This window comes from Pseudomonas batumici, assembly GCF_000820515.1.
Lineage (GTDB): Bacteria > Pseudomonadota > Gammaproteobacteria > Pseudomonadales > Pseudomonadaceae > Aquipseudomonas > Aquipseudomonas batumici.
In genome coordinates this window covers 12,568-30,214 of the sequence record NZ_JXDG01000111.1, presented here as the reverse complement: position 1 = coordinate 30,214, position 17,647 = coordinate 12,568, and the positions used below count along the sequence as shown (strand labels likewise).

19 protein-coding genes are annotated in these 17,647 nt (G+C 55.4%); 9 read left to right on the top strand and 10 right to left on the bottom strand.

The window, feature by feature from the left end; genetic code table 11:
* The first annotated feature begins 20 nt into the window (after positions 1 to 20).
* From UCMB321_RS28610 to UCMB321_RS28600, 3 genes are all read left to right on the top strand, one after another.
* Positions 21 to 350, top strand: a complete 330-nt coding sequence (locus UCMB321_RS28610; protein ID WP_040072054.1) for a hypothetical protein — start codon at positions 21 to 23, stop codon at positions 348 to 350.
* Between the two features lie 247 nt (positions 351 to 597).
* Entirely contained in the window at positions 598 to 978 is a 381-nt protein-coding gene (locus UCMB321_RS28605) for a hypothetical protein (RefSeq protein WP_040072053.1), read from the top strand.
* A gap of 276 nt (positions 979 to 1,254) precedes the next feature.
* Positions 1,255 to 2,394 (top strand): PDDEXK-like family protein, encoded by a 1,140-nt coding sequence (locus UCMB321_RS28600; RefSeq protein ID WP_052451382.1) that lies wholly within the window; start codon positions 1,255 to 1,257, stop codon positions 2,392 to 2,394.
* Positions 2,395 to 2,587: 193 nt separating this feature from the next.
* On the opposite strand, the gene UCMB321_RS28595 is transcribed toward UCMB321_RS28600, so the two are convergent.
* Together UCMB321_RS28595 and UCMB321_RS28590 are read right to left on the bottom strand one after the other, a co-directional pair.
* Positions 2,588 to 2,827 carry a hypothetical protein gene (locus UCMB321_RS28595; protein WP_040072052.1) on the bottom strand — a complete coding sequence of 80 codons (240 nt, stop codon included), beginning with the start codon at positions 2,825 to 2,827 and terminating at the stop codon, positions 2,588 to 2,590.
* 282 nt (positions 2,828 to 3,109) lie between these two features.
* Positions 3,110 to 3,406, bottom strand: coding sequence for a DUF7660 family protein (locus UCMB321_RS28590; protein ID WP_040072051.1), 297 nt, complete (start codon positions 3,404 to 3,406; stop codon positions 3,110 to 3,112).
* Positions 3,407 to 3,945: 539 nt separating this feature from the next.
* On the opposite strand from UCMB321_RS28590, the gene UCMB321_RS28585 reads away from it, so the two are divergent.
* The gene (locus tag UCMB321_RS28585) at positions 3,946 to 4,293 is read left to right on the top strand and encodes a DUF6124 family protein (protein WP_040072050.1); all 348 of its coding nucleotides are present in this window, start codon (positions 3,946 to 3,948) and stop codon (positions 4,291 to 4,293) included.
* Positions 4,294 to 4,378: 85 nt separating this feature from the next.
* Here UCMB321_RS28585 and UCMB321_RS28580 read toward each other — a convergent pair whose 3' ends face one another.
* Entirely contained in the window at positions 4,379 to 4,777 is a 399-nt protein-coding gene (locus UCMB321_RS28580) for a hypothetical protein (RefSeq protein ID WP_157016103.1), read from the bottom strand.
* Positions 4,778 to 5,084: 307 nt separating this feature from the next.
* Here UCMB321_RS28580 and UCMB321_RS29615 point away from each other — a divergent pair, with 307 nt between their 5' ends.
* Positions 5,085 to 5,552, top strand: coding sequence for an N-acetyltransferase (locus tag UCMB321_RS29615; RefSeq protein WP_052451381.1), 468 nt, complete (start codon positions 5,085 to 5,087; stop codon positions 5,550 to 5,552).
* A 555-nt stretch (positions 5,553 to 6,107) separates the two neighbouring features.
* On the opposite strand, the gene UCMB321_RS30885 is transcribed toward UCMB321_RS29615, so the two are convergent.
* From UCMB321_RS30885 to UCMB321_RS28560, 3 genes are all read right to left on the bottom strand, one after another.
* Positions 6,108 to 6,554, bottom strand: coding sequence for a hypothetical protein (locus UCMB321_RS30885; protein WP_040072048.1), 447 nt, complete (start codon positions 6,552 to 6,554; stop codon positions 6,108 to 6,110).
* 155 nt (positions 6,555 to 6,709) lie between these two features.
* The gene (gene umuC / locus UCMB321_RS28565; protein ID WP_040072047.1) at positions 6,710 to 7,996 is read right to left on the bottom strand and encodes a translesion error-prone DNA polymerase V subunit UmuC; all 1,287 of its coding nucleotides are present in this window, start codon (positions 7,994 to 7,996) and stop codon (positions 6,710 to 6,712) included.
* A complete protein-coding gene (locus tag UCMB321_RS28560; RefSeq protein ID WP_040072046.1) occupies positions 7,986 to 8,414 on the bottom strand; it encodes a LexA family protein in 429 nt (142 codons plus the stop codon). The genes umuC and UCMB321_RS28560 overlap by 11 nt, the downstream gene beginning before the upstream one ends.
* Before the next feature lie 103 nt (positions 8,415 to 8,517).
* Here UCMB321_RS28560 and UCMB321_RS28555 point away from each other — a divergent pair, with 103 nt between their 5' ends.
* Positions 8,518 to 9,207 carry an SOS response-associated peptidase family protein gene (locus tag UCMB321_RS28555; protein WP_040072045.1) on the top strand — a complete coding sequence of 230 codons (690 nt, stop codon included), beginning with the start codon at positions 8,518 to 8,520 and terminating at the stop codon, positions 9,205 to 9,207.
* Positions 9,208 to 9,314: 107 nt separating this feature from the next.
* Here the strand turns inward: UCMB321_RS28555 and UCMB321_RS28550 are convergent, their stop codons facing one another.
* Positions 9,315 to 9,704: a hypothetical protein gene (locus UCMB321_RS28550; protein WP_157016101.1), complete on the bottom strand. Its 390-nt coding sequence runs from the start codon at positions 9,702 to 9,704 to the stop codon at positions 9,315 to 9,317.
* Positions 9,705 to 10,565: 861 nt separating this feature from the next.
* Here UCMB321_RS28550 and UCMB321_RS28540 point away from each other — a divergent pair.
* Complete coding sequence (locus UCMB321_RS28540; RefSeq protein WP_040072042.1) at positions 10,566 to 11,882, top strand: hypothetical protein; 1,317 nt, start codon at positions 10,566 to 10,568, stop codon at positions 11,880 to 11,882.
* Between the two features lie 302 nt (positions 11,883 to 12,184).
* Entirely contained in the window at positions 12,185 to 12,478 is a 294-nt protein-coding gene (locus UCMB321_RS28535; protein WP_040072041.1) for a hypothetical protein, read from the top strand.
* A 204-nt stretch (positions 12,479 to 12,682) separates the two neighbouring features.
* Here UCMB321_RS28535 and UCMB321_RS28530 read toward each other — a convergent pair whose 3' ends face one another.
* Positions 12,683 to 13,657, bottom strand: coding sequence for a hypothetical protein (locus tag UCMB321_RS28530; protein WP_040072040.1), 975 nt, complete (start codon positions 13,655 to 13,657; stop codon positions 12,683 to 12,685).
* Between the two features lie 355 nt (positions 13,658 to 14,012).
* Here UCMB321_RS28530 and UCMB321_RS28525 point away from each other — a divergent pair, with 355 nt between their 5' ends.
* Positions 14,013 to 16,004 carry a hypothetical protein gene (locus UCMB321_RS28525; RefSeq protein WP_040072039.1) on the top strand — a complete coding sequence of 664 codons (1,992 nt, stop codon included), beginning with the start codon at positions 14,013 to 14,015 and terminating at the stop codon, positions 16,002 to 16,004.
* Positions 16,005 to 16,267: 263 nt separating this feature from the next.
* Here the strand turns inward: UCMB321_RS28525 and UCMB321_RS28520 are convergent, their stop codons facing one another.
* The gene (locus UCMB321_RS28520; RefSeq protein ID WP_040072037.1) at positions 16,268 to 16,606 is read right to left on the bottom strand and encodes a hypothetical protein; all 339 of its coding nucleotides are present in this window, start codon (positions 16,604 to 16,606) and stop codon (positions 16,268 to 16,270) included.
* Positions 16,607 to 16,741: 135 nt separating this feature from the next.
* On the bottom strand, positions 16,742 to 17,434 hold the full coding sequence (locus UCMB321_RS28515; RefSeq protein ID WP_040072036.1) for a DNA/RNA non-specific endonuclease: 693 nt from the start codon (positions 17,432 to 17,434) through the stop codon (positions 16,742 to 16,744).
* Positions 17,435 to 17,647: the final 213 nt, after the last annotated feature.

Genomic DNA, 17,647 nt, shown 5'->3' with positions numbered 1-17,647 from the left:
CTCTGAACTGGAGAAATCTCATGTCCCCACAACCGAACCAAGATCGCGCCAATGCGATGAAGTACTCACTGTCCGTCACGCCAATGGCCTGGGACAAAGCGGTGCAGAGCAATCAGCACCGATGTGGTTCAACCTACGAGAGTCGGCTGCTGGATCTGTTGCACGCCGTGTGCAAAGCGCATAGCCGGCAGCCTGATGCTCGGCAGATTCATTTCGGGATCTACCAGCGGCTGCATACTGGGCGTCGCACGAAACAGTCCTCTCTGGAGCTGACACTCAACCTGGTGGAAACGGACACAGAAGTGCCGTATCTGCTCCTCTCACTCAAGGACGAACGGGTTGATTCATGACCTGGACTCGCCCCACAGCATCACCTCACTCAAGCCCGACGCTGTCGGGCTTTTTTATGTCTGCGGCAAACTCCCATGGCCGCGATGAGGCGTCGCAGTCACGCCTCTTCCACCTCCGCCCCTCCTCTTCTTCAACCTGTGAGCTACAGACGGCCAGCAGAGCAACGTTTTGCGCCTACATGGAACCGGGCTACGCTCTGCGAACCTGCTCACTTGAAGCGGCAATGCAATGTAGGAGAGGCAAAAAATGGATGATTTTCCGCGCTCACTCACCATCCTGATCATCAATGCCAGCGGTGCCGATATGATAGTGAACTATGCCGTGCTGACGGGCGGCAGTTGGGCTACAGCCCCTGTCCCCGGCACCCTGATCCCGTCGACAGGCCAGCAGAGCTATGTGAACGGTGTTCCTGACACTTTCAGCGCTCTTGGCGGCCAGCTTATGCTGACACCGACTAGCGGTGGCACCATCAACTCGAGCTGGTCCTGGCCTGCCGGCGGCCCCGTTTCTGGCAGTGTGAACACCACCGTCGCTGACGACTTTATAGTCACCAGCCAACTGGTTAACACACCGACCAATCATGTCACCATGCAGGTGATGATCACCAACGCCGCTAAGGCAGGCTAGCTCTTCGAAGCAGGCAAAGATTCCTTCGCTTAACACGTGCGGAAATGAAGGCTGACATTTCGGTGTCAGCTTTCTCCATGTATGGATTGGCTGTAGGACGGAGTCACGCCACATGTTCAAACCTACCCCCGAATCCACCGGCAACATCCAACATTGAAATCATCGCCCCTCGTATCGCCGACCGGGCTTTGTCTCACTACAAATAGCCATTACATCAGAGCGTGATTTGGCTGATACTGCGCGCCGTAACTCGGCCTTAATCAGGGACCCTCGCTCATGGACGATTTTTTGCAGACCGTGGCTCTGCTGCGCGCAAGGTATCAGCGCCCGGCAGGCTTCAACCTCTTCTCCGTACTCCGCAGCTCAAGTGACGAGGTTCGGCTTCACTCGCGCTTCCTCGCCTTCCTACTCGACCCTAAGGCTACCCACAATCAGGGAACAGCGCTGTTGAATCTCCTGTTGAGGCGACTGGGCATCCAGAACTTCGATTCAGAGAATGCGATTGTCGAGGTCGAGTACCAGAACATCGACATCCTGGTCCGCAACCAATCCAAGCAGGCAGTGATCATCGAGAACAAGATCTACGCCGGCGACCAGGACGAGCAGCTCTGGAGCTATCACCGGCGAATGCAGGTGGAAGGCTACAGCGAGATTTGGACCACTTACCTCACCCTGGATGGTGCCGAGCCCAGTGAACAGAGTCGCAAGTCCCTGCCTGTAATTCTTCTCAGCTACGAAGCCGAGATCATCGCCTGGCTGAAGGACTGTATCCCACTGGTTGCCCGCGAGCCCGGCGTGCGGGAAAGCATTTTCCAGTACATCGAACTACTCCAAAAGCTGACATCCAGTGACCAGGACGAGATCTACATGAGCAAGCTGAAAGAACAGATCATGCAGGGCGAGAACCTCTTTGTGATCGCCGACATCAACCACGCATTCAAGTCCGTCCTGGCCGACCTACAATTCGATATTTGGGAGCGCATGATGGCTTGCCAAGAGAGCCAGTATCCGCACCTCGGCAAGCCCGAAATTACGGCCACGAAGGAGGCCGTTTCCGCTTATTACAAGAAGGCCAAAAACAGCAAATTCATCGGCCTCTACTTCCCCTTCAATTTTATGAAGGGTGGCGTGTACATCGAGCTCAACCACCGTCTCTACTGTGGTTACTACTGTGACGGTGAGCAGTTCCCGGAAGACCGGGAGCGCCTATTTGCGCTGAGTCGAGAGATCGCACCCAGCAATCGCAGTTCGGGCTACCTGTTCTGGAAGTACCCTAAGGTCAATGTGAATCTCCATGTCCCTTCCAATGAGGACCTGGCGCTCCTCCGAGATCCGGAGACGAGGGAGTCGATTGCCGTCAGCCTGATCGATGACGCACACGAACTGTGGCAGCGCGCTCACCAGAAGTTAGCCTAAACGCAGACATGGCATTCATGGGAGGACGACCTATAGCCAAGGGCCAGAGCAACGAAGAGCTTCTCGCATCTGTCGAGGTGTACCGCCGAATGGCAAAGAAGCAGGTCTATGACCGCATTTGACCGATCTCTGCCTGTCGTTTCCTGCCCCTCATGGCTGATGAGTAGGGCTGCATTTTCTCGCGGACTCTCGGCTAACGATCCCAACCGAGCTCCCGGTAGGACATTTTGTCTTGCTCAGGGAAATCCGTCTGGTATTCCCCCCAGTCCATGTACGAATAGTATCGGGTCATCGCTTCGAAATAGCTTTCAGCTTCGACCTCCCAGACAAGCTTCGATCCTTCAGGAAGAAGTGCACGCGCGCCGTCACCATGAGCACCGGTTAAACAAAAGGTCTGACAGCCATCAGGCTCCAGCCAAAGCTCATGATTCATACTTGCCTCTCGTTTTTGCGTGGAGCCGATGGTATGTGAAGACCTGGAAGGATATCCGACTTGGGCAGCAGCCATTGCCGTTAACACAGGGACCTTACTGGGGTCAGAATGGAAGGGATATCGCTTCGCCTTCGACCCGCCCTCCCCGACACTTTTGTCCAACCCATGCGTACTGGTCACTGACAGCTTCAGGTCAATGGTAGCGCCTGGTGATCGACTGCTTTCTGCCCGATACGAACACAGTTGAAGGCAGGGCATTCCTTCCAATGGCAAGCCCCGTGCTCACTCATAAAACTTACCGGCCAGCAGAATACTCGCACAGCGTTGCCATACATTGGACACCGGGGCATCTGTCAAAGCGCACCTGGTGCTGGCCGTTGCCCACGAGGCCGCGGCATCGAGAAACGCATCAACAGAACCGTTCTCCCATCCCAAGGCGCCCGGTCCATAGGGCGATGATGGCGAGGTCTTTTCCAACGAGCGTTCCTGGGCGAAATCAGAGCCAAGCGCTTCTAGAAATCCGATGAAGGACTGTTCGTCGTGTACGCTTTTCAGCAACTGATCAAGATCTGCAGACATAGGCCTCCTGGCAGCGGTGTAAGGGCGAGAGAGTGACTCCGGCGGTATGCTGCTATACAGCGATATGGTGATCAACCTTCATTACTGCCAACGCTCACATTGGCTCCAAAGCAGCCTCCCACCGACGGCCTCATTCAACCAGTGGGACCGACCAGACGGTTAGAGGCGCTCGCTGCCACTTGCGGCAGCCGGTCATTTCAACGACCCGCAAGAGAACTCTCTTTCCCTTGACTGAAATTTCCTAGAAAATCCTGACCGCTTGTTTGAGCCGAATGCCACGGATAGTCTTGACCCGTCATCACGCAGTTGATGATACGGACGTGCAAGTCCGTTCATATCGGTGCTCACGCGCTCTCAAACAAGCCGTGTCGGCGGGCAACTCCATGCCTGCGACTCCTGCTTAATGGTGGCCGTGCGCAGGAGACTTTCGAGTCTGCCGGGGTCCGATATGCCCGGTCTTGCACACCTGCGTATGGCTGCCACCCTTATTCGTGTGCGAGCGAATGGTGGCAGCTCCACCTACATATCGGGATTTCGCCATGTTCAAGGTCACCCCCAACCCTCCTGTAATACCCAACGTTGAAACCATCGACCCTCGTATCGCCGACCGGGCTTTGTCTCACTACAACCTCGGTCCGGACGCCGGTTCAAAACCTGCCCCTGTCACCGTGTTGCATGATCATCTGAATGAACCCAGGCATCACGAGGACGCCCTGGCCAACGTCTACTCGATTCTGCAATCCGCAGCGGCCACGGCCTATGAACACGCCGACAACCAAACCGGTTCGAACCGCAAGGTAGCCATGGGTGTGGTGCATCTGATTGAGCTGGCCCAGCTGAAGATGGATTCGGTGCTGAATGAGCAAGCAGTCAGCGTCAGCGGCTGACAGCGCCCTGCAGATGAACGGGAAGCCTGGCTTCCCGTTTTGTTGATCGCGCTTCTGGTCTTCGGTTGCTCGGCAACACTGACTATCAATGCCAATCCTTAAAGCAGTGCATGCACTGTCGAGCTTTCCAGGTTCTCAGCTGTCCGCCGCAGAATGGGCAATGGGCGACTTTCTGCTTGCAGAGCGGAATCATCCGGTGCTGGAAGTACTCCCGAACGATGGCTGGGTCGATACCCTCACGCCTGACTATCTCGTCGAACACAGCCTGTTCGCCCGGCTCGTGAAGTGCACCGATAGCCGACAGTGTTTCGACGGTGGGGCAGTAATTGGTGATCGTGTCTCCGCATCGATCACAGATGCGATGACCAAGCTGGCGAGTCATGGCTTCAATTCTTTGGGAATGTGTCGTCATTGCACTGCAGGAGCCTGTTGGTGAGAAGACATGCAGCAGCACCGGGGCATTTTCTTCCCACCCGATGATCACTCATGTGTCGAGCCGGCAGCGAGTATCGAAAGTTACCTGATCCGAAAAAACGGAAAATCACGGCGCGGGTCTTTTCGCTATCGGCCTCATACAGTCCCTGGAGAACGGTCTAGTTAGTGAATCGGTGTAGACGAACAGGTTATAGAACGCCTATCTCCAGGCACTGCTCATCAAACAAGCCCTGTTCCCATCGGTCGAGAAACGCGTCGTACCTAGCTTTCTCGATTCTCAACTGCAGTGTCTGCAAAAGCAAGAGCCAGATTGATGTCTATACTCCGTGTTTCAGACAATAAGGAAGACCAAGGCGATGCTGACAGTTCCTAAGCTCGGTGCTAGCGACGATGAATGGAGTGACTATGCCGAACAAAGCTGTGAAGCTTTGAAGCCCTACCTTGCCAGTTTTCTTATCGAGCGCTTCGCCTACAAGCCTCGGTATGTTAACCAAAAACTAACCCGGTCCTTTGCCACTATTTCAGCTCGTACAAAAAAGTACGATCTCTACCTCCGAGCTTTCGGACGCCCTAATGACTTTTGGCCTAGGGAGTGCATAACGCTAGCGCGACTAATGTTCAAAGAGCAACGGATAGGACATGGACGGGATTTGCTTGAAATGCTCGTGACGCTTGCACCAGAATTTGGTTACAAATTCCTTGCCATCGAATGCGCCAACAAAAATGCTGCCGCGTTTGGACTACGGATGGGCTTTACCTCGTACGAAGATGGACGGCACTGGGTTGGATCAATATCTGACGTTCAGCAAGCTCTCGCTAGTTGATCAGTGGCGCTTCAGCCAGCCGAAGTCGGCACCAAGACAACAATCGCCATCCGGCTATGAAGCTCATTCACAAACGTAGCCCTAACACTCGATGGGGCTATACATTTTTTTGCAGTGCCCCTTGTCACTGCAGAGTATCTCGCCAGCACCACACTCAGGATACACAGGTATGAATGAGAATTTCCGTCAGCACTTAATGATCGCCAAAAGCTACTTTGCCGGAAAATTGCCATATTGGTGCTCCGACTTCTCACGCCCCACGGATCAGCAGTTTGGGGAGTTTCTACGATCCAATGGCTACAGTGTTCAGTACCGTGTGTTTGAGCTGTGGGACCAGGTCTACATCCCTCTGGACTGCGATTTAGAAGCGGTGAAAGAAACCGCCAGGGTGCGGGCCCGGCTGAGAGACGAAGGAACCCAGACAACTCCCCGTGGCACAACCTTCGGATCAGAACATCTCTTCGTTAGTTCAGGACCAGGCACCCGCCCCTCATCAGACTGTAAAAAACAACCGGGTAATGACAGACATCGCTCGGTTGCAGGTATTTGGTCGTGTCAGCTTATATTTTTTAGAAATCCCGCAGCCGTGATCACACCAGACATCATCCCAAGAATAGTGCTAGCATAGATTACAAAAATTATAATGAAGACTTCAAAAACAAGCAAAGGGTGAGTCCTACAGGTAAAAAGAAAGGACTGCATTGCTAGCTTGCCCCCATTAACACCTTGAGCCTTCAAAGAGTCTTTATGTACTTCAACATCTGGGCGAGAGGCCAAGGCTTTGTCATATAGCAAAGTACCATTTGCAGCAAATGCGAGGAACCACATGAAACCAAAGCAGACCAGCATAGACATATTGACAAACCAATAGGTCGACTGAACCGGATTCTTATCAATCCTGCTACCAATAATAACAATAAACGCAAACAGCAAAATCTGCGAAGTTAGATTTCTCAAAAACTCAAGATAAGCCGCTCGACCTTTTTCCTTAAAAAGCCACATACTCACTCCTCAATCTGACATATAAAAACGGGGGAGTTGGAGATTAACTCATGCATCCTTTCAACATCAATTACTTTAGCGCACACCATATACCTTCGCCCCCACAACCCGCACTATCTAATTTTCTGATAACACGACTCAAGTGAGCCCAGCACTCAGCAACACGACACCTTCCACAACTGATCCAGCCGGGTGGTGAAGCTGCGACTCATCATCTCCCGGCGCATGCCCCACTCGGGGTTCAGCGGGACGCTGGCTGCACGCAGCGTTCCCCTGCCCCATCGGCCGTTAATCTGGTCCAGGACGGTCATTACCTTCGTGGTGTTGGCGGGTTGAGAGGCGGCGAACAGGTCATCGGTGTACTCGCCTCGCTGGCAGAGATTGAGCAGTAGGACCTCGGCTTTGCTGTATCTGAAGCCGGGCCGAAAGAGCTGGTCGAGGGCATCCACCGCCATTCTCGTCAGCAGGCGCACGTCGTCTGTGGGGTACGGCAGATCGATCACCACCCCATTGGCATACTTGGCCTCTTCTGGGTTGAACATCCCTGTCCGGATGCTGATCCGGATCTTCTTGCACAGGGACTGCTGGGCCCTGAGCTTTTCCGAGGCCCGCATCATGTAAGTGGCCACTGCCTCTTTGATCGGTGGCAATGTCTTCAGCCGCTGGCCGAACATCCGGCTGCAGCAGATCTCTTGCTTGGGTGCATCAGGTTCATCCAGTTCCAGGCATGGCGTCCCTGCCAGCTCACGGGCAGTCTTCTCGACCACCACGCTGAAGTTCTTACGCAGCATCCAAGGATCGGCCTGTGAGAGCTGCCAGGCGGTCCTGATGTCCATCCCGGCCAGGTGTGCAGTCATCTTCCGCCCGATGCCCCAGACATCTGATACATCGCAGGCTTTGAGCAACCTCTCCCGACGGTTCGGTGCCCGGACATCCAGGACACCACCCAATTGCGCCTGCCACTTCTTCGCGCCATGGTTGGCCAGCTTGCTGAGGGTCTTGGTACCGGCAATGCCTACCCCTACCGGAATACCAGTACTCCTGAGTACCTGGGCGCGTATACGACGCCCCAAGTGCTCAAGGTCCTCGGTCATGCCGGTGAGTTCGGCAAACGCCTCATCGATGCTGTAGACCTCCAACGCCGGCACCATGGACTCGATCACGGTCATCACCCGCTGGCTCATGTCCCCGTACAGCGCATAGTTCGAAGAGAACGGTACGATGCCGTGCTGACGGAGCTTGTCCCGGATCTGGAAATACGGCTCGCCCATCTTGATGTGCGGCTTGGCATCCGCAGAGCGGGCAACCACACAACCATCGTTGTTGCTCAGCACGACGATGGGTGTATGGGCGAGGTCCGGCCGGAACACCCGTTCACAGCTGGCATAGAAGCTGTTGCAGTCGATCAGCGCAAAGACCAGTTCAGGTGGCTTAATGGCCATGGCTGCGCACACTGAAGGTAATTACCCCCCAGATCGACAGTTCATCGCCTTCCATGACGTAACGGGACGGGTACCTGGGGTTCTCTGACTTCAAGATCACCTCTGGCCCTTGCTTGCACAGCCGCTTGCAGACCGGTTCGTTGTTCAGCAGTGCAACGACGATATGTCCGTGCAGCGGTTCCAGAGAGCGGTCCACCACAGCCAGGTCGCCATCGAAGATGCCAGCGCCTTGCATGCTGTCCCCTTCAATCGACACAAGGTACACATGGGGCGCTCGTATGTTCAAAAGCTCATCCAGTGAGATCTGTTGTTCGATGTGATCCGCCGCCGGCGACGGGAAACCCGCCGGCACTTTGAAGGAACAGAGGGGCAGCTCGGCGCCGCCTTCTGCGAGAGGGCCTAAAATGGTAAAGCTCATGACGCACGACTTCCGAGATAACTGTACGAATATACAGTTAACGTTGTAGGAGCCTTGCGGTCAATTCCATTGAGGGGGATGGCGACAAGCGGAGGTGCTCAGCATGTGCGGACGATTTGCGCAGTACCAGGGTATGGAGGATTACCTGCGTGAACTTGAGGCCGAGCAAGACGTCATCAGCGGCTACGACAATGAGCCCATCGCCCGCTACAACATTGCCCCCAGCACTCGGGTGTTGATCCTGCACAGCGTTGAGGAAGGCCTACGGATCGATCCCGTGCACTGGGGCTGGGCGCCCTTCTGGGCCAAGGGCAAACGACCTGATCCGATCAACGCGCGGGTCGAAACTGTCACCACTGGGAAATTCTTCAAACAGCTCTGGCCAACTGGGCGAGCACTGGTCGTGGCCGACGGTTGGTACGAGTGGGTGAAAGATCCCAATGACCCGAAGAAGAAGCAGCCGTACTTCATTCGGTTGAAGAGCCTGGCACCGATGTTCTTTGCCGCGCTTGCCCAAGTTCACCCCGGGCTTGAGCCACATGAGGGTGATGGCTTCGTCATCATCACCGCCGCCAGCGACCAGGGCATGGTCGACATCCACGACCGGCGACCGTTGGTGCTTGCGCCAGAGCATGCCCGGGAATGGATCGACCCCGAACTCTCGCCTGCACGCGCAGAAGAAATCGCGAAGAACCTGTGCCTGCCGGTCGATGCCTTCGAGTGGTACCCCGTCGGCACAGCCGTGGGGAACGTCAAGAATCAAGGGGCGGAGCTGATATTGCCCATAGGGTGATGGGGGACCTGCCACCACCCCTCAGGCTGCCCCCTCCCCAGCTGAGGTGACGCCCGAGACCTGGCGGTTGGATGCGCCGAAAACGCATCTGTTGGAAAGAAGACGGTTTATTTTTCGTCGGCTTGCGAATCCAGGCATCCATGGCTGTGGTAGTTCATGAATTCTCGCATGGAGGGTGACAGCTTCTCTTGCGAAGCGATCTGCCAGAACTTTCTTTCCCCCAGAACCGGCGACAATCGCTTGATGAGCTCCTGCGCCGTATTGTGATGGCCAGTAAGCAACCAGTGCCTGAAGATGTTCTCGTTTTCTTGCTTGGGTAGCTGTGCCACTTGGAGCAGTTTGAGTGAGTACCGATAGTTCAGTGGCCACAGCCGCTTAAGAAAATCGACTTTCTCAGCGATTGGAAGGCCCGCGAGCCATTGCCTCACCTGCTTATCTGTCTGAGCAATACCAGATCGCAAAGCCACCTGCTCCGGAGTGAAACGAGGGTCATCCATGGTGGGAGGGGCCGAGGAGTCTAGGGGAAGCTCCCATTCTGTCCTAAACATAGGAATATTGGGTGACTTTGTTTTTACGGCAATACCTGCCTTTGGCTGGCAGCAAACCCTCTCGGAGCCGCCATCGAACTACTCCTCTAAACCTGCTGATTGCAAGTCACCTATAGCAGCCGATGCGCTCAGGTGCTTCAATCTGGGAGTAGGGCTCACGATGATTGCTGGGGGTTCAGTCCCGGAAAGTCATCTACCCAGCCCTGAAAAACCAAGACATGGTGTGCACTCAAATTCAAGTGGGCACCAGTTCTAGAGGCGCTAGCGATAAAGCTCGGTGCTGGCCGTTTTCTGCTGGTCGTGGTCTGCAGAAAGCCGAGTCTCGGACAAATACCTTGTCGGTGCTCGGGTAGTCACCAGGAATACCCGAGCTACCCCAGCCTCACGCTGGAGACGGTGCTGGCACGCCTTCCCCGCTCTGCTTAAACATGCTCCCATCGAAGCGTGCACGCCCTTCGACCCAGGTCGGTACCGATCATTATGAAGCCCTCTAGTTGCGCTGAGCTGTACTTCGCAGCATCGGGGAACACGATGCAGATCTGTTCGTAACTCATGTTGGCGGCTTGTGTTCGTTTGAGGGTGCTGTGGGCCTCGAGAAGCCGTGCTGTTCCAAAAGGGTTGGATATTACATCGCCGATTGTTCGTAATGACATGTGGTGTCTTCCTGAAGAGTCGATCACCATTGATCGATCTCAGGGCACAGGCTAACCAACCAGACGCCTCCTGCATGCATCTGAATGCATGCATCGACCCAGATGTTGACTTTTTATTAAATTCATGTTTATAGCACAACGGAGCAATACGGAAGCTATGAGCCCTATTTCAGGCGTGATTCATCATGCGGTGCCCAATCAAACGCGTGTGCTACCGCAAGAGCAGCTGATTGAATTTCAACAGATCCAGAAGTTCGGTCAGATTTTAGCGCATCAGTACTGCGTTAGGCGCTTTTCCCTCCATTATCCCGAGGCCTTTCTTGCATTACGAAACATCCGCACGCAGATCGAGACGGTGCTTGCCGACACACCACTCACTACCGGTAAGCACCGCCCTCACATAGGGCAAAGGATCACAGCTACTGCCCGCTGCATGCGCCTGCTGGATTCTCGCCGAGCCCACGCGTTGTTGCTCGCGGGAAAAAAGGCCGAGTTCCGCGAGCTGCTTGAGTGTGAGATCGAACCAGCTCCAGATCGGTTCATCTACCCAGTTTTGCGTTACCTTTCTGATGAACAACTCGCCTCACTCAGTGAAATCATATCTAACGGGTGCAACGTCGTGAGTAAGCTCCAGGGCGAGTTCAACTTTTTTGATTATTACGACCCTTTCGCGCTGAGCACCAGGGTGAGTGGCAAGACCATGTTGGTTCACTATTTAGCATCAAAATTCGGTCTGCATTCAGTGTTCCCTTGGGCTGAGCGACTGGGTCGCGACCACTACTGGCTACACACTAAGGAAGCTGAATGTGACGAGGAGATGGCCGGTATTGTGTGCGAGTACGCATACCAGGCGATTTCCCCAACCTCTAACGTTCGAATTTTCGGCCACAATCAGCACCAGGTCAGCATCAATGGAATAGAACTCAAAAAACATCTGGTTCTGGCGGTTCCTACTGACGTGACTCCAACCCACATTGATGTCGTGTTGCGTGATTTCCGCGCTGCGCTCAAGGATGCACTCATCGACAACTGTGGTTTCTATGGGAAAGTCAGTAGCCCGGAGTTCGATAACTCGCTATTCATGCGTAACTACGACGAGCGCACGTTTCTAGTTAGCGAGACCAAGCAGTACCGGAGCCGGTTGTATGGGCTATGGATGTGGGACTTGGTGAACCCTACCGACAAGGGGTGCGCCCTGACCGTCAACAAAGCGATGGATTTGTTAATTCCAGAAGCGGAGAAGCAGCAGGCAAAGCTTGCGCCTGATGAGAAGCCATACGACTCCTCGACCTACAAAAACTATTACGATATTGCCGTGAAGCAGATCACGCCAAAACCAACCAAGCGTTCGACCGACCAGTCCCCCCGTGACCTAGATAACTATCTAACGTCGGGCATGGCGATACTTGGGCGAAGATCGTCTGTAATGCGTTCCGGTGCGCCAGATCGAAACCCAGTCGATGACACAGATTAATAACTCCCGAAAAATCGCAAGCCCGCAATCAAAATCCTGGGCGCGATGAGTTGATGTCCATATCTGCAGTGGAGAACCCAGGATGAAAGGCTCACAGATTATAGCTTCCCGCCTCGAAAATGAACCACCCAACACGGGCTCATTGAGTCGCACTCACCTGTGATTACAGACAACCCTGGGCTGATTTCGATTGCCATAACAGGCAGAAATCGGCCAGAAGCAAGCGTAGACAATACTGCTATGCCATAAATATCGTGGCGCCTAGCTCCACCGGCAAATCATTAACCGAGATCGGAAGCACCATGGATGAGCGTCAAAAAACAATTAAAAGCAAGATCGAAGCTGTGGTCACCGCCAGCGAATCTGACAAGATTGTCTATAAATCAGAGTGGCTCGGTTACCTTCCCTTCGGGGTTTATCACTGGGTTGAACACCAGGGTGAAGACTTTTCCAGCGAGTTCCCTACTGGATGGACTCCTGAGGACCTGGCCAGCCTTGAGCAGACAGGGTTCCTAGAAAAGCTTGAAGCTTACGAGAACCCGGAAGACGAGTTTGATCTGCATATCAGGTATCGCGTTTGTGTTGAACGCGAGTAGCGGTTGGCTGATTGCACGTTGGCCGAGTCCGTTTTCGTCCAGAAGCGCGCTCCGCCACCACCGACAATCGAAAGGCCCGCGCTGTAGCAGCTGCCGAAGTCTGCGCCGGCCCGCATGAACCCTGAAGATCTACAGTGTGGCTAAGGCCAGGGCTATATCATCACCGTATTCGCCAGCCAGAGAAAGCCAATTGGAGACCGACTTTCAATAGCCGCTCAATGGATCCGGGGTCGGCAGTGGCTTGTACTCGCATTTCTCTCGTACGAAAAGGGTCGGCACCGTCACCCTGGTCTCGAAGAAAGTGGCAAAGTCGAAGTCCTCCAAGCGGTACGGCGCCACCAGCACGGACTCCTGGCCAGCACCGAGAAAAACCACAGGACGCTCGGGATCGACATTCGCGCATTCATGTCTTTGGTTGAAATCCAGCGCTTCTGCGATCAGGTAGACCTTCTCCGGAATGCGCGTATCGCTCAACTGATCGCTGGGCCAACTCCAACCGAAAAACAGAATCACACCCGCCACCGCACTACACAGCATTGAGAACCACGGGAAATCTCCACTCGTTTTCCCCACGCGATAATGTTTGACCCAACTAATGATGAGCAAGGCGTGCAGCGCCAGTATCAGCGCCGCGATGGTCAGCGCGAAAGGTACCAACAGTTTGAACAGCACAAGGCCAGTGGTCAGGACTAGGGTGATGGGCAAGGCGGAGGCGTCCACATGGAAGACCCCATTGATGTACCCCGCCGCTCTGCCGCGCGCATAGAACACCACCCCAGAGAGGATCAGCGACAGCAAGAACTTGGTGACGGCGAAACTCCACAACGACCTCACCACTGACGAGCGCTCCACCAGCACGCCGACGAAAATCAGACACAAGCTCACACCCCACAGCCGAAATGCCAGGGTATGTTCGCGCACCCACGCCATGTCACTGGCAGCAGAACGCGCAATGGCCAGCACGACTCCGATTACGCCAATCACCACCATAGCGCGGAGCAAGTCATGGCGCTGTTTGTCCTGTTGGTCGCGGCGCTCGCTCAGCCAATCGGACAATCTGCGCTGGATATCCTGCACGTAGTACTTCAACGACCTCGGGGATTTACTGAACAGGTCCCTTTCGGAACCGCTCAGCTCGTGATGGATGCGTTCGAGCTGCTGCTCAATTTCTTTAGTCATCTCTCTTTCCAACTCCTGTCGGGGATAGTTCGGTTTGACCGGCAGGGCCGGCCTTCCTGGGCAAGCGTCGGCGCGCAGGATACACGCGGACGCCGAAAATGAGCTGGATCGCGAGCGCCGAACGCTCCTAGGGATGAATCAGCTCGACGCTGTATAGGAGTTTCCCCCAGCGCAGGTCTGGCCACCGGCAGCAACCAGCCAGAACCGGACGCAATACTTGATGCTTATTGACCTGCGGGAAATTTTTAAGGACGAACGGTCGATATTGTAAGGCCGCGACACTGGCGGATTGCCATGATCAAGACACACTGGTAATTGCGCATGACCAGTGCTCAACCGTCTTCAAGGAGGATGTATGCGTGCGATTATGGGAGCTCTCGTGATGGCCTGGGCAACAACCAGCTTGGCCGACATTAAGTGGGAGGTGGCCAACGGGTTTCCCCAGTTCAGAAATGAAGCAGACTTCCAGCGGCTGAAGGCCGCTTGGCCGGCAGGGGCCACGGCAGAGCAGTTTATGGCCGGACAGGATGCACAGCGACTACGTGACCTGCTGCCGGTCAATTCCACCATTTGGAACAACCTCACCGGCCAGTATGACAAAGCCCGGCTGTTCAATGGCCAGCATGAAATCCTCTTGTGGCTGACGACTGACAGTGCCAGTCGTTGTACGTGGTACGTAAACGAGGTACCTGTTGCACGAGACGTGCCCTGTAAACGCGTGGTGCGCTCCCGCCCATTACCGGAAAACGTCGAATTTAGCATCCGCGTCGAACACGACGGCCCGGCGGAGAAGCCTCTCACGTCCGAGCGCATCAACGGCCACACTATCCTGGCCCTGGGCGACTCCTTTGCCGCTGGAGAGGGCAATCCGGATCATGCGGCCAAACTGGGAAACCAAGCGGGTTACACATCGGTGGTCTCCCGCGACTGGTTTCTCATGAAGCACTATGGCAACTATCGCTATAGCACCTCGGCCCAATGGTGGGATGAAACCTGCCACCGCTCGTTCCTGTCCTGGCAGTCACTTTACGCGTTGGAATTGGCCATGAGTGATCCTCATCGGGTAGTGCGCTTCGCCTCCTTTGCCTGCTCCGGAGCAGAATTGTACGACGGCTTCTTCCGCGCCCAGCTAAACCCGCCTGGCTTCGGCAACGTCACACGAGTGCGCAACACCCCGGCGCGTGATGGCGGCAACATTCTCTCGCCCTTCCCAGCGCCGCGCCTCAACCGCTCACAACTGAATGCTGCACTCGACCTGCTGTGCCCCAGTGCGCCAAAAGGTGAGGAGCGCAAACAGATGCGGCCAGAAGAGGCCGGGCTACGCAAGAGTCCCTACTACGGCGAATTCACCTACCAGCGTTGCGCTGACGACCTTCAACCGGTTGATGAAGTGCTTCTGGCCTTTGGTGGCAACGACTTTGGCTTCTCTTCCGTGGTCAAGTGGGCCCTGGTGCCTTCCACAGCCACGCGCGGGGTATTCAACAGTGTGCGCGAGTTCGCCTTGGAGATGCTCCGGGAATCCAGTCGAATTGAGGTGATTGATCCCGCCGTAGCTGGTCGCATGGCTACCAAGCAAGCATTGCCAATGTACCAAGATCTCGACTGGTCGTTGCAGCACGTCCTTCATGTGCCGCCCACCCGGGTCACTATGCTGGTCTACCCGGATCCTCTACCTGACACAATTACGGAAAACTGCACCAACCGACTCTCGGTCGGCAATGTGGCGCTGACTCAGATGTTTATGGTCGAGACGGAGCAGATCCCCTTCCTCCGCCGTCACGCGAAGAACTTCATCTTCCAGATCGATAAAACGGATGGCCTACTAGTTAAGGAGCAGTTCATCGGCCCATTGCAAAAAGCCCAGCGTAAAGCCATCAACAAGATGGGCTGGTTGACTCTAGAGAGCCAGGCGGGCTTTGCCTCCAAAGACGGGCTACGTTCTATGTGCTCGGTGGCCCCAGCCTGCGTCCAGCAGGGGGGATGTCCTATTCCGGATCGATTTGCATGGACATACGACGATTTTTTCCTCAGTGCCAAGGGTTTGCAGCAGGTTAAAGAGGCAGAAGACGCCAAACGCCTCTTTGCTCTAGACCCGACCATAGTCGGGTGGAAAGATACCTCCGGTATGCCACTGGCGCACGTGCAAGAATGGGAGCCCTATACTGACAGCCGACTGCGCGGCTTGCGCACCAGCAACGATGCGGTCATGACCCAGGCGGTATTCAACGCCAGAGGCCTGATCACAACCGATTGGATGTCCGGGGCCGTGCACCCGGTCGCCCAGGTTCACGCTGGTATCGCCGACCAGTTGCGCCAGATTAAGCTGCAACAGGTGAGCGACCGCTAGCCTACCAAAGCCCGCTGCCTGTCCTGCGGCGGGCAGCTCAATGCCCATCAACTGGCGACTGCTGTCGCTCAACAACTATCTCCGCCAATGCCCAGTTCGAGTCGAAAGCTGCAGGTCACCGACCGACTCTGTTGAAAAGCCCGTTTAGGTTGACTGACTGCCTCAGGGCGTGAAGTAGTCATTGGCCGTAGATGTGGTCGGTCGCACCCGCTGGCAAGATGCGGGGGAGGAGTCAGTCGCTGCTCAGCGGGATGACACGTCACTCACCACAACAGCGCCTCAGCATCATCGTATTTTTCAGCAACCTTCAGGTAGGTATTCGCCCATCCACTGCTCATACTGACCTCTTGCAGCGGACCTGTGGGTGCAAACAGAACAGCAACGCTTATCCTTTCGGGCAAAGCCCCACCTTTCAGTAAACGAATCAAGCCCTCCAGCTCTGCTCTTGCTTCTTCCATATCGGCCCAAGATGACCAGCAGAACTCATTCTCTGGAATCGACACCAGCTCAACGGAGGCCTCCAGCACCTCAATGAGAAACTCAACAGGAGACGCATATTCCGTCTCCCCATGGATCAGGCGTTTTAAATGGTGAAAGTCCATAAGGTGTCCGGGCATTTATCAGACTGATGAAAAACAGAGAGAGCTCGCGCGCAGAAATGACATAGCCAGCGGTTTGCCATTTGAGCCGAATAACCTCCCGGCTGATCCACTCCCTCCCCCCATACCGCCCCCTCTCTAGCTGAGGTCACACCCACTCGGTTTCGGCCAAGTGGCCGCCGGCTTTTGCGCCTTCACACTGGCCGACACCGGGATGTTCACGCTCTCAGCCCCGACCTCTGCTTCGAGCTCATTGATGCTTCGAATGTAAGTGTCCAGATTACCCAGCCCGGCCTGATTGGGAATGTACCAACTGATGGCCTGGGTCTCCCCGGCCGCGTTCGTGGTGACGACGGTTTTCCAGAAATAGTCAGGCGTGCGGATGCCGTGGGAGGCCTCGAAGTAGTCGTTCGACGGATCGTTGTAGACCACACCGCCGTAGACGTGAACCGTCGCCAGGTCCCGATAGCACTCGGCAACCTCCTCCGCCTGCTTCCAGATACCGCGGTTGAAGGTGCCCACCTGCGGCACGATGTTGGTCATGTAGTTGGCGCGACGAATGTACGTCTCGTCGTAGTCCATGTGGTTGGAGGTCACGAGGTGGCCCCGGTCCCACCCGCTGACACTGGAGTAAGTCGCCGCACTGGACTGCTGACCACAGCCACTGGGCAGATCCGGGTCCAGGCGAAACGACGAAGGACGCGGCACCGAACCGGTATCGGCGGTCAGCACATACTGATAGCGCAACGCTGTGTGGTTCGTGCAGTCATACGTCAGCACGAAGCCGCCCTTATCGAGCGTGACGATGTTCGACACAGCAGCCGCCCGCATGGGGACTGGTGACCTAAGCGCTTCTTGCGTAGGGCTCTGACAGCCTGATATGACCAGAAAGGTGAAACACAGCGAGCCTAAGAGTTGATTCGTTCGCATGACATGTCCCTATGACTGAACTGAGGATGGCGCGCTGATTGTAAGCCACGACGAGCTCAAGCCTCTTCCCGTGTCTATTGCGTACTGTTTCAGTGCCCCGGCTTGCTCGGCGGC

Bases quoted from the DNA above. Each gene is read 5' to 3' on its own strand.
- UCMB321_RS28610 (WP_040072054.1), top strand. From the start codon at position 21: ATGTCCCCACAACCGAACCAAGATCGCGCCAATGCGATGAAGTACTCA.
- UCMB321_RS28605 (WP_040072053.1), top strand. From the start codon at position 598: ATGGATGATTTTCCGCGCTCACTCACCATCCTGATCATCAATGCCAGC.
- UCMB321_RS28600 (WP_052451382.1), top strand. From the start codon at position 1,255: ATGGACGATTTTTTGCAGACCGTGGCTCTGCTGCGCGCAAGGTATCAG.
- UCMB321_RS28595 (WP_040072052.1), bottom strand. From the start codon at position 2,827: ATGAATCATGAGCTTTGGCTGGAGCCTGATGGCTGTCAGACCTTTTGT.
- UCMB321_RS28590 (WP_040072051.1), bottom strand. From the start codon at position 3,406: ATGTCTGCAGATCTTGATCAGTTGCTGAAAAGCGTACACGACGAACAG.
- UCMB321_RS28585 (WP_040072050.1), top strand. From the start codon at position 3,946: ATGTTCAAGGTCACCCCCAACCCTCCTGTAATACCCAACGTTGAAACC.
- UCMB321_RS29615 (WP_052451381.1), top strand. From the start codon at position 5,085: ATGCTGACAGTTCCTAAGCTCGGTGCTAGCGACGATGAATGGAGTGAC.
- UCMB321_RS30885 (WP_040072048.1), bottom strand. From the start codon at position 6,554: ATGTGGCTTTTTAAGGAAAAAGGTCGAGCGGCTTATCTTGAGTTTTTG.
- umuC (WP_040072047.1), bottom strand. From the start codon at position 7,996: ATGGCCATTAAGCCACCTGAACTGGTCTTTGCGCTGATCGACTGCAAC.
- UCMB321_RS28560 (WP_040072046.1), bottom strand. From the start codon at position 8,414: ATGAGCTTTACCATTTTAGGCCCTCTCGCAGAAGGCGGCGCCGAGCTG.
- UCMB321_RS28555 (WP_040072045.1), top strand. From the start codon at position 8,518: ATGTGCGGACGATTTGCGCAGTACCAGGGTATGGAGGATTACCTGCGT.
- UCMB321_RS28550 (WP_157016101.1), bottom strand. From the start codon at position 9,704: ATGGATGACCCTCGTTTCACTCCGGAGCAGGTGGCTTTGCGATCTGGT.
- UCMB321_RS28540 (WP_040072042.1), top strand. From the start codon at position 10,566: ATGAGCCCTATTTCAGGCGTGATTCATCATGCGGTGCCCAATCAAACG.
- UCMB321_RS28535 (WP_040072041.1), top strand. From the start codon at position 12,185: ATGGATGAGCGTCAAAAAACAATTAAAAGCAAGATCGAAGCTGTGGTC.
- UCMB321_RS28530 (WP_040072040.1), bottom strand. From the start codon at position 13,657: ATGACTAAAGAAATTGAGCAGCAGCTCGAACGCATCCATCACGAGCTG.
- UCMB321_RS28525 (WP_040072039.1), top strand. From the start codon at position 14,013: ATGCGTGCGATTATGGGAGCTCTCGTGATGGCCTGGGCAACAACCAGC.
- UCMB321_RS28520 (WP_040072037.1), bottom strand. From the start codon at position 16,606: ATGGACTTTCACCATTTAAAACGCCTGATCCATGGGGAGACGGAATAT.
- UCMB321_RS28515 (WP_040072036.1), bottom strand. From the start codon at position 17,434: ATGCGGGCGGCTGCTGTGTCGAACATCGTCACGCTCGATAAGGGCGGC.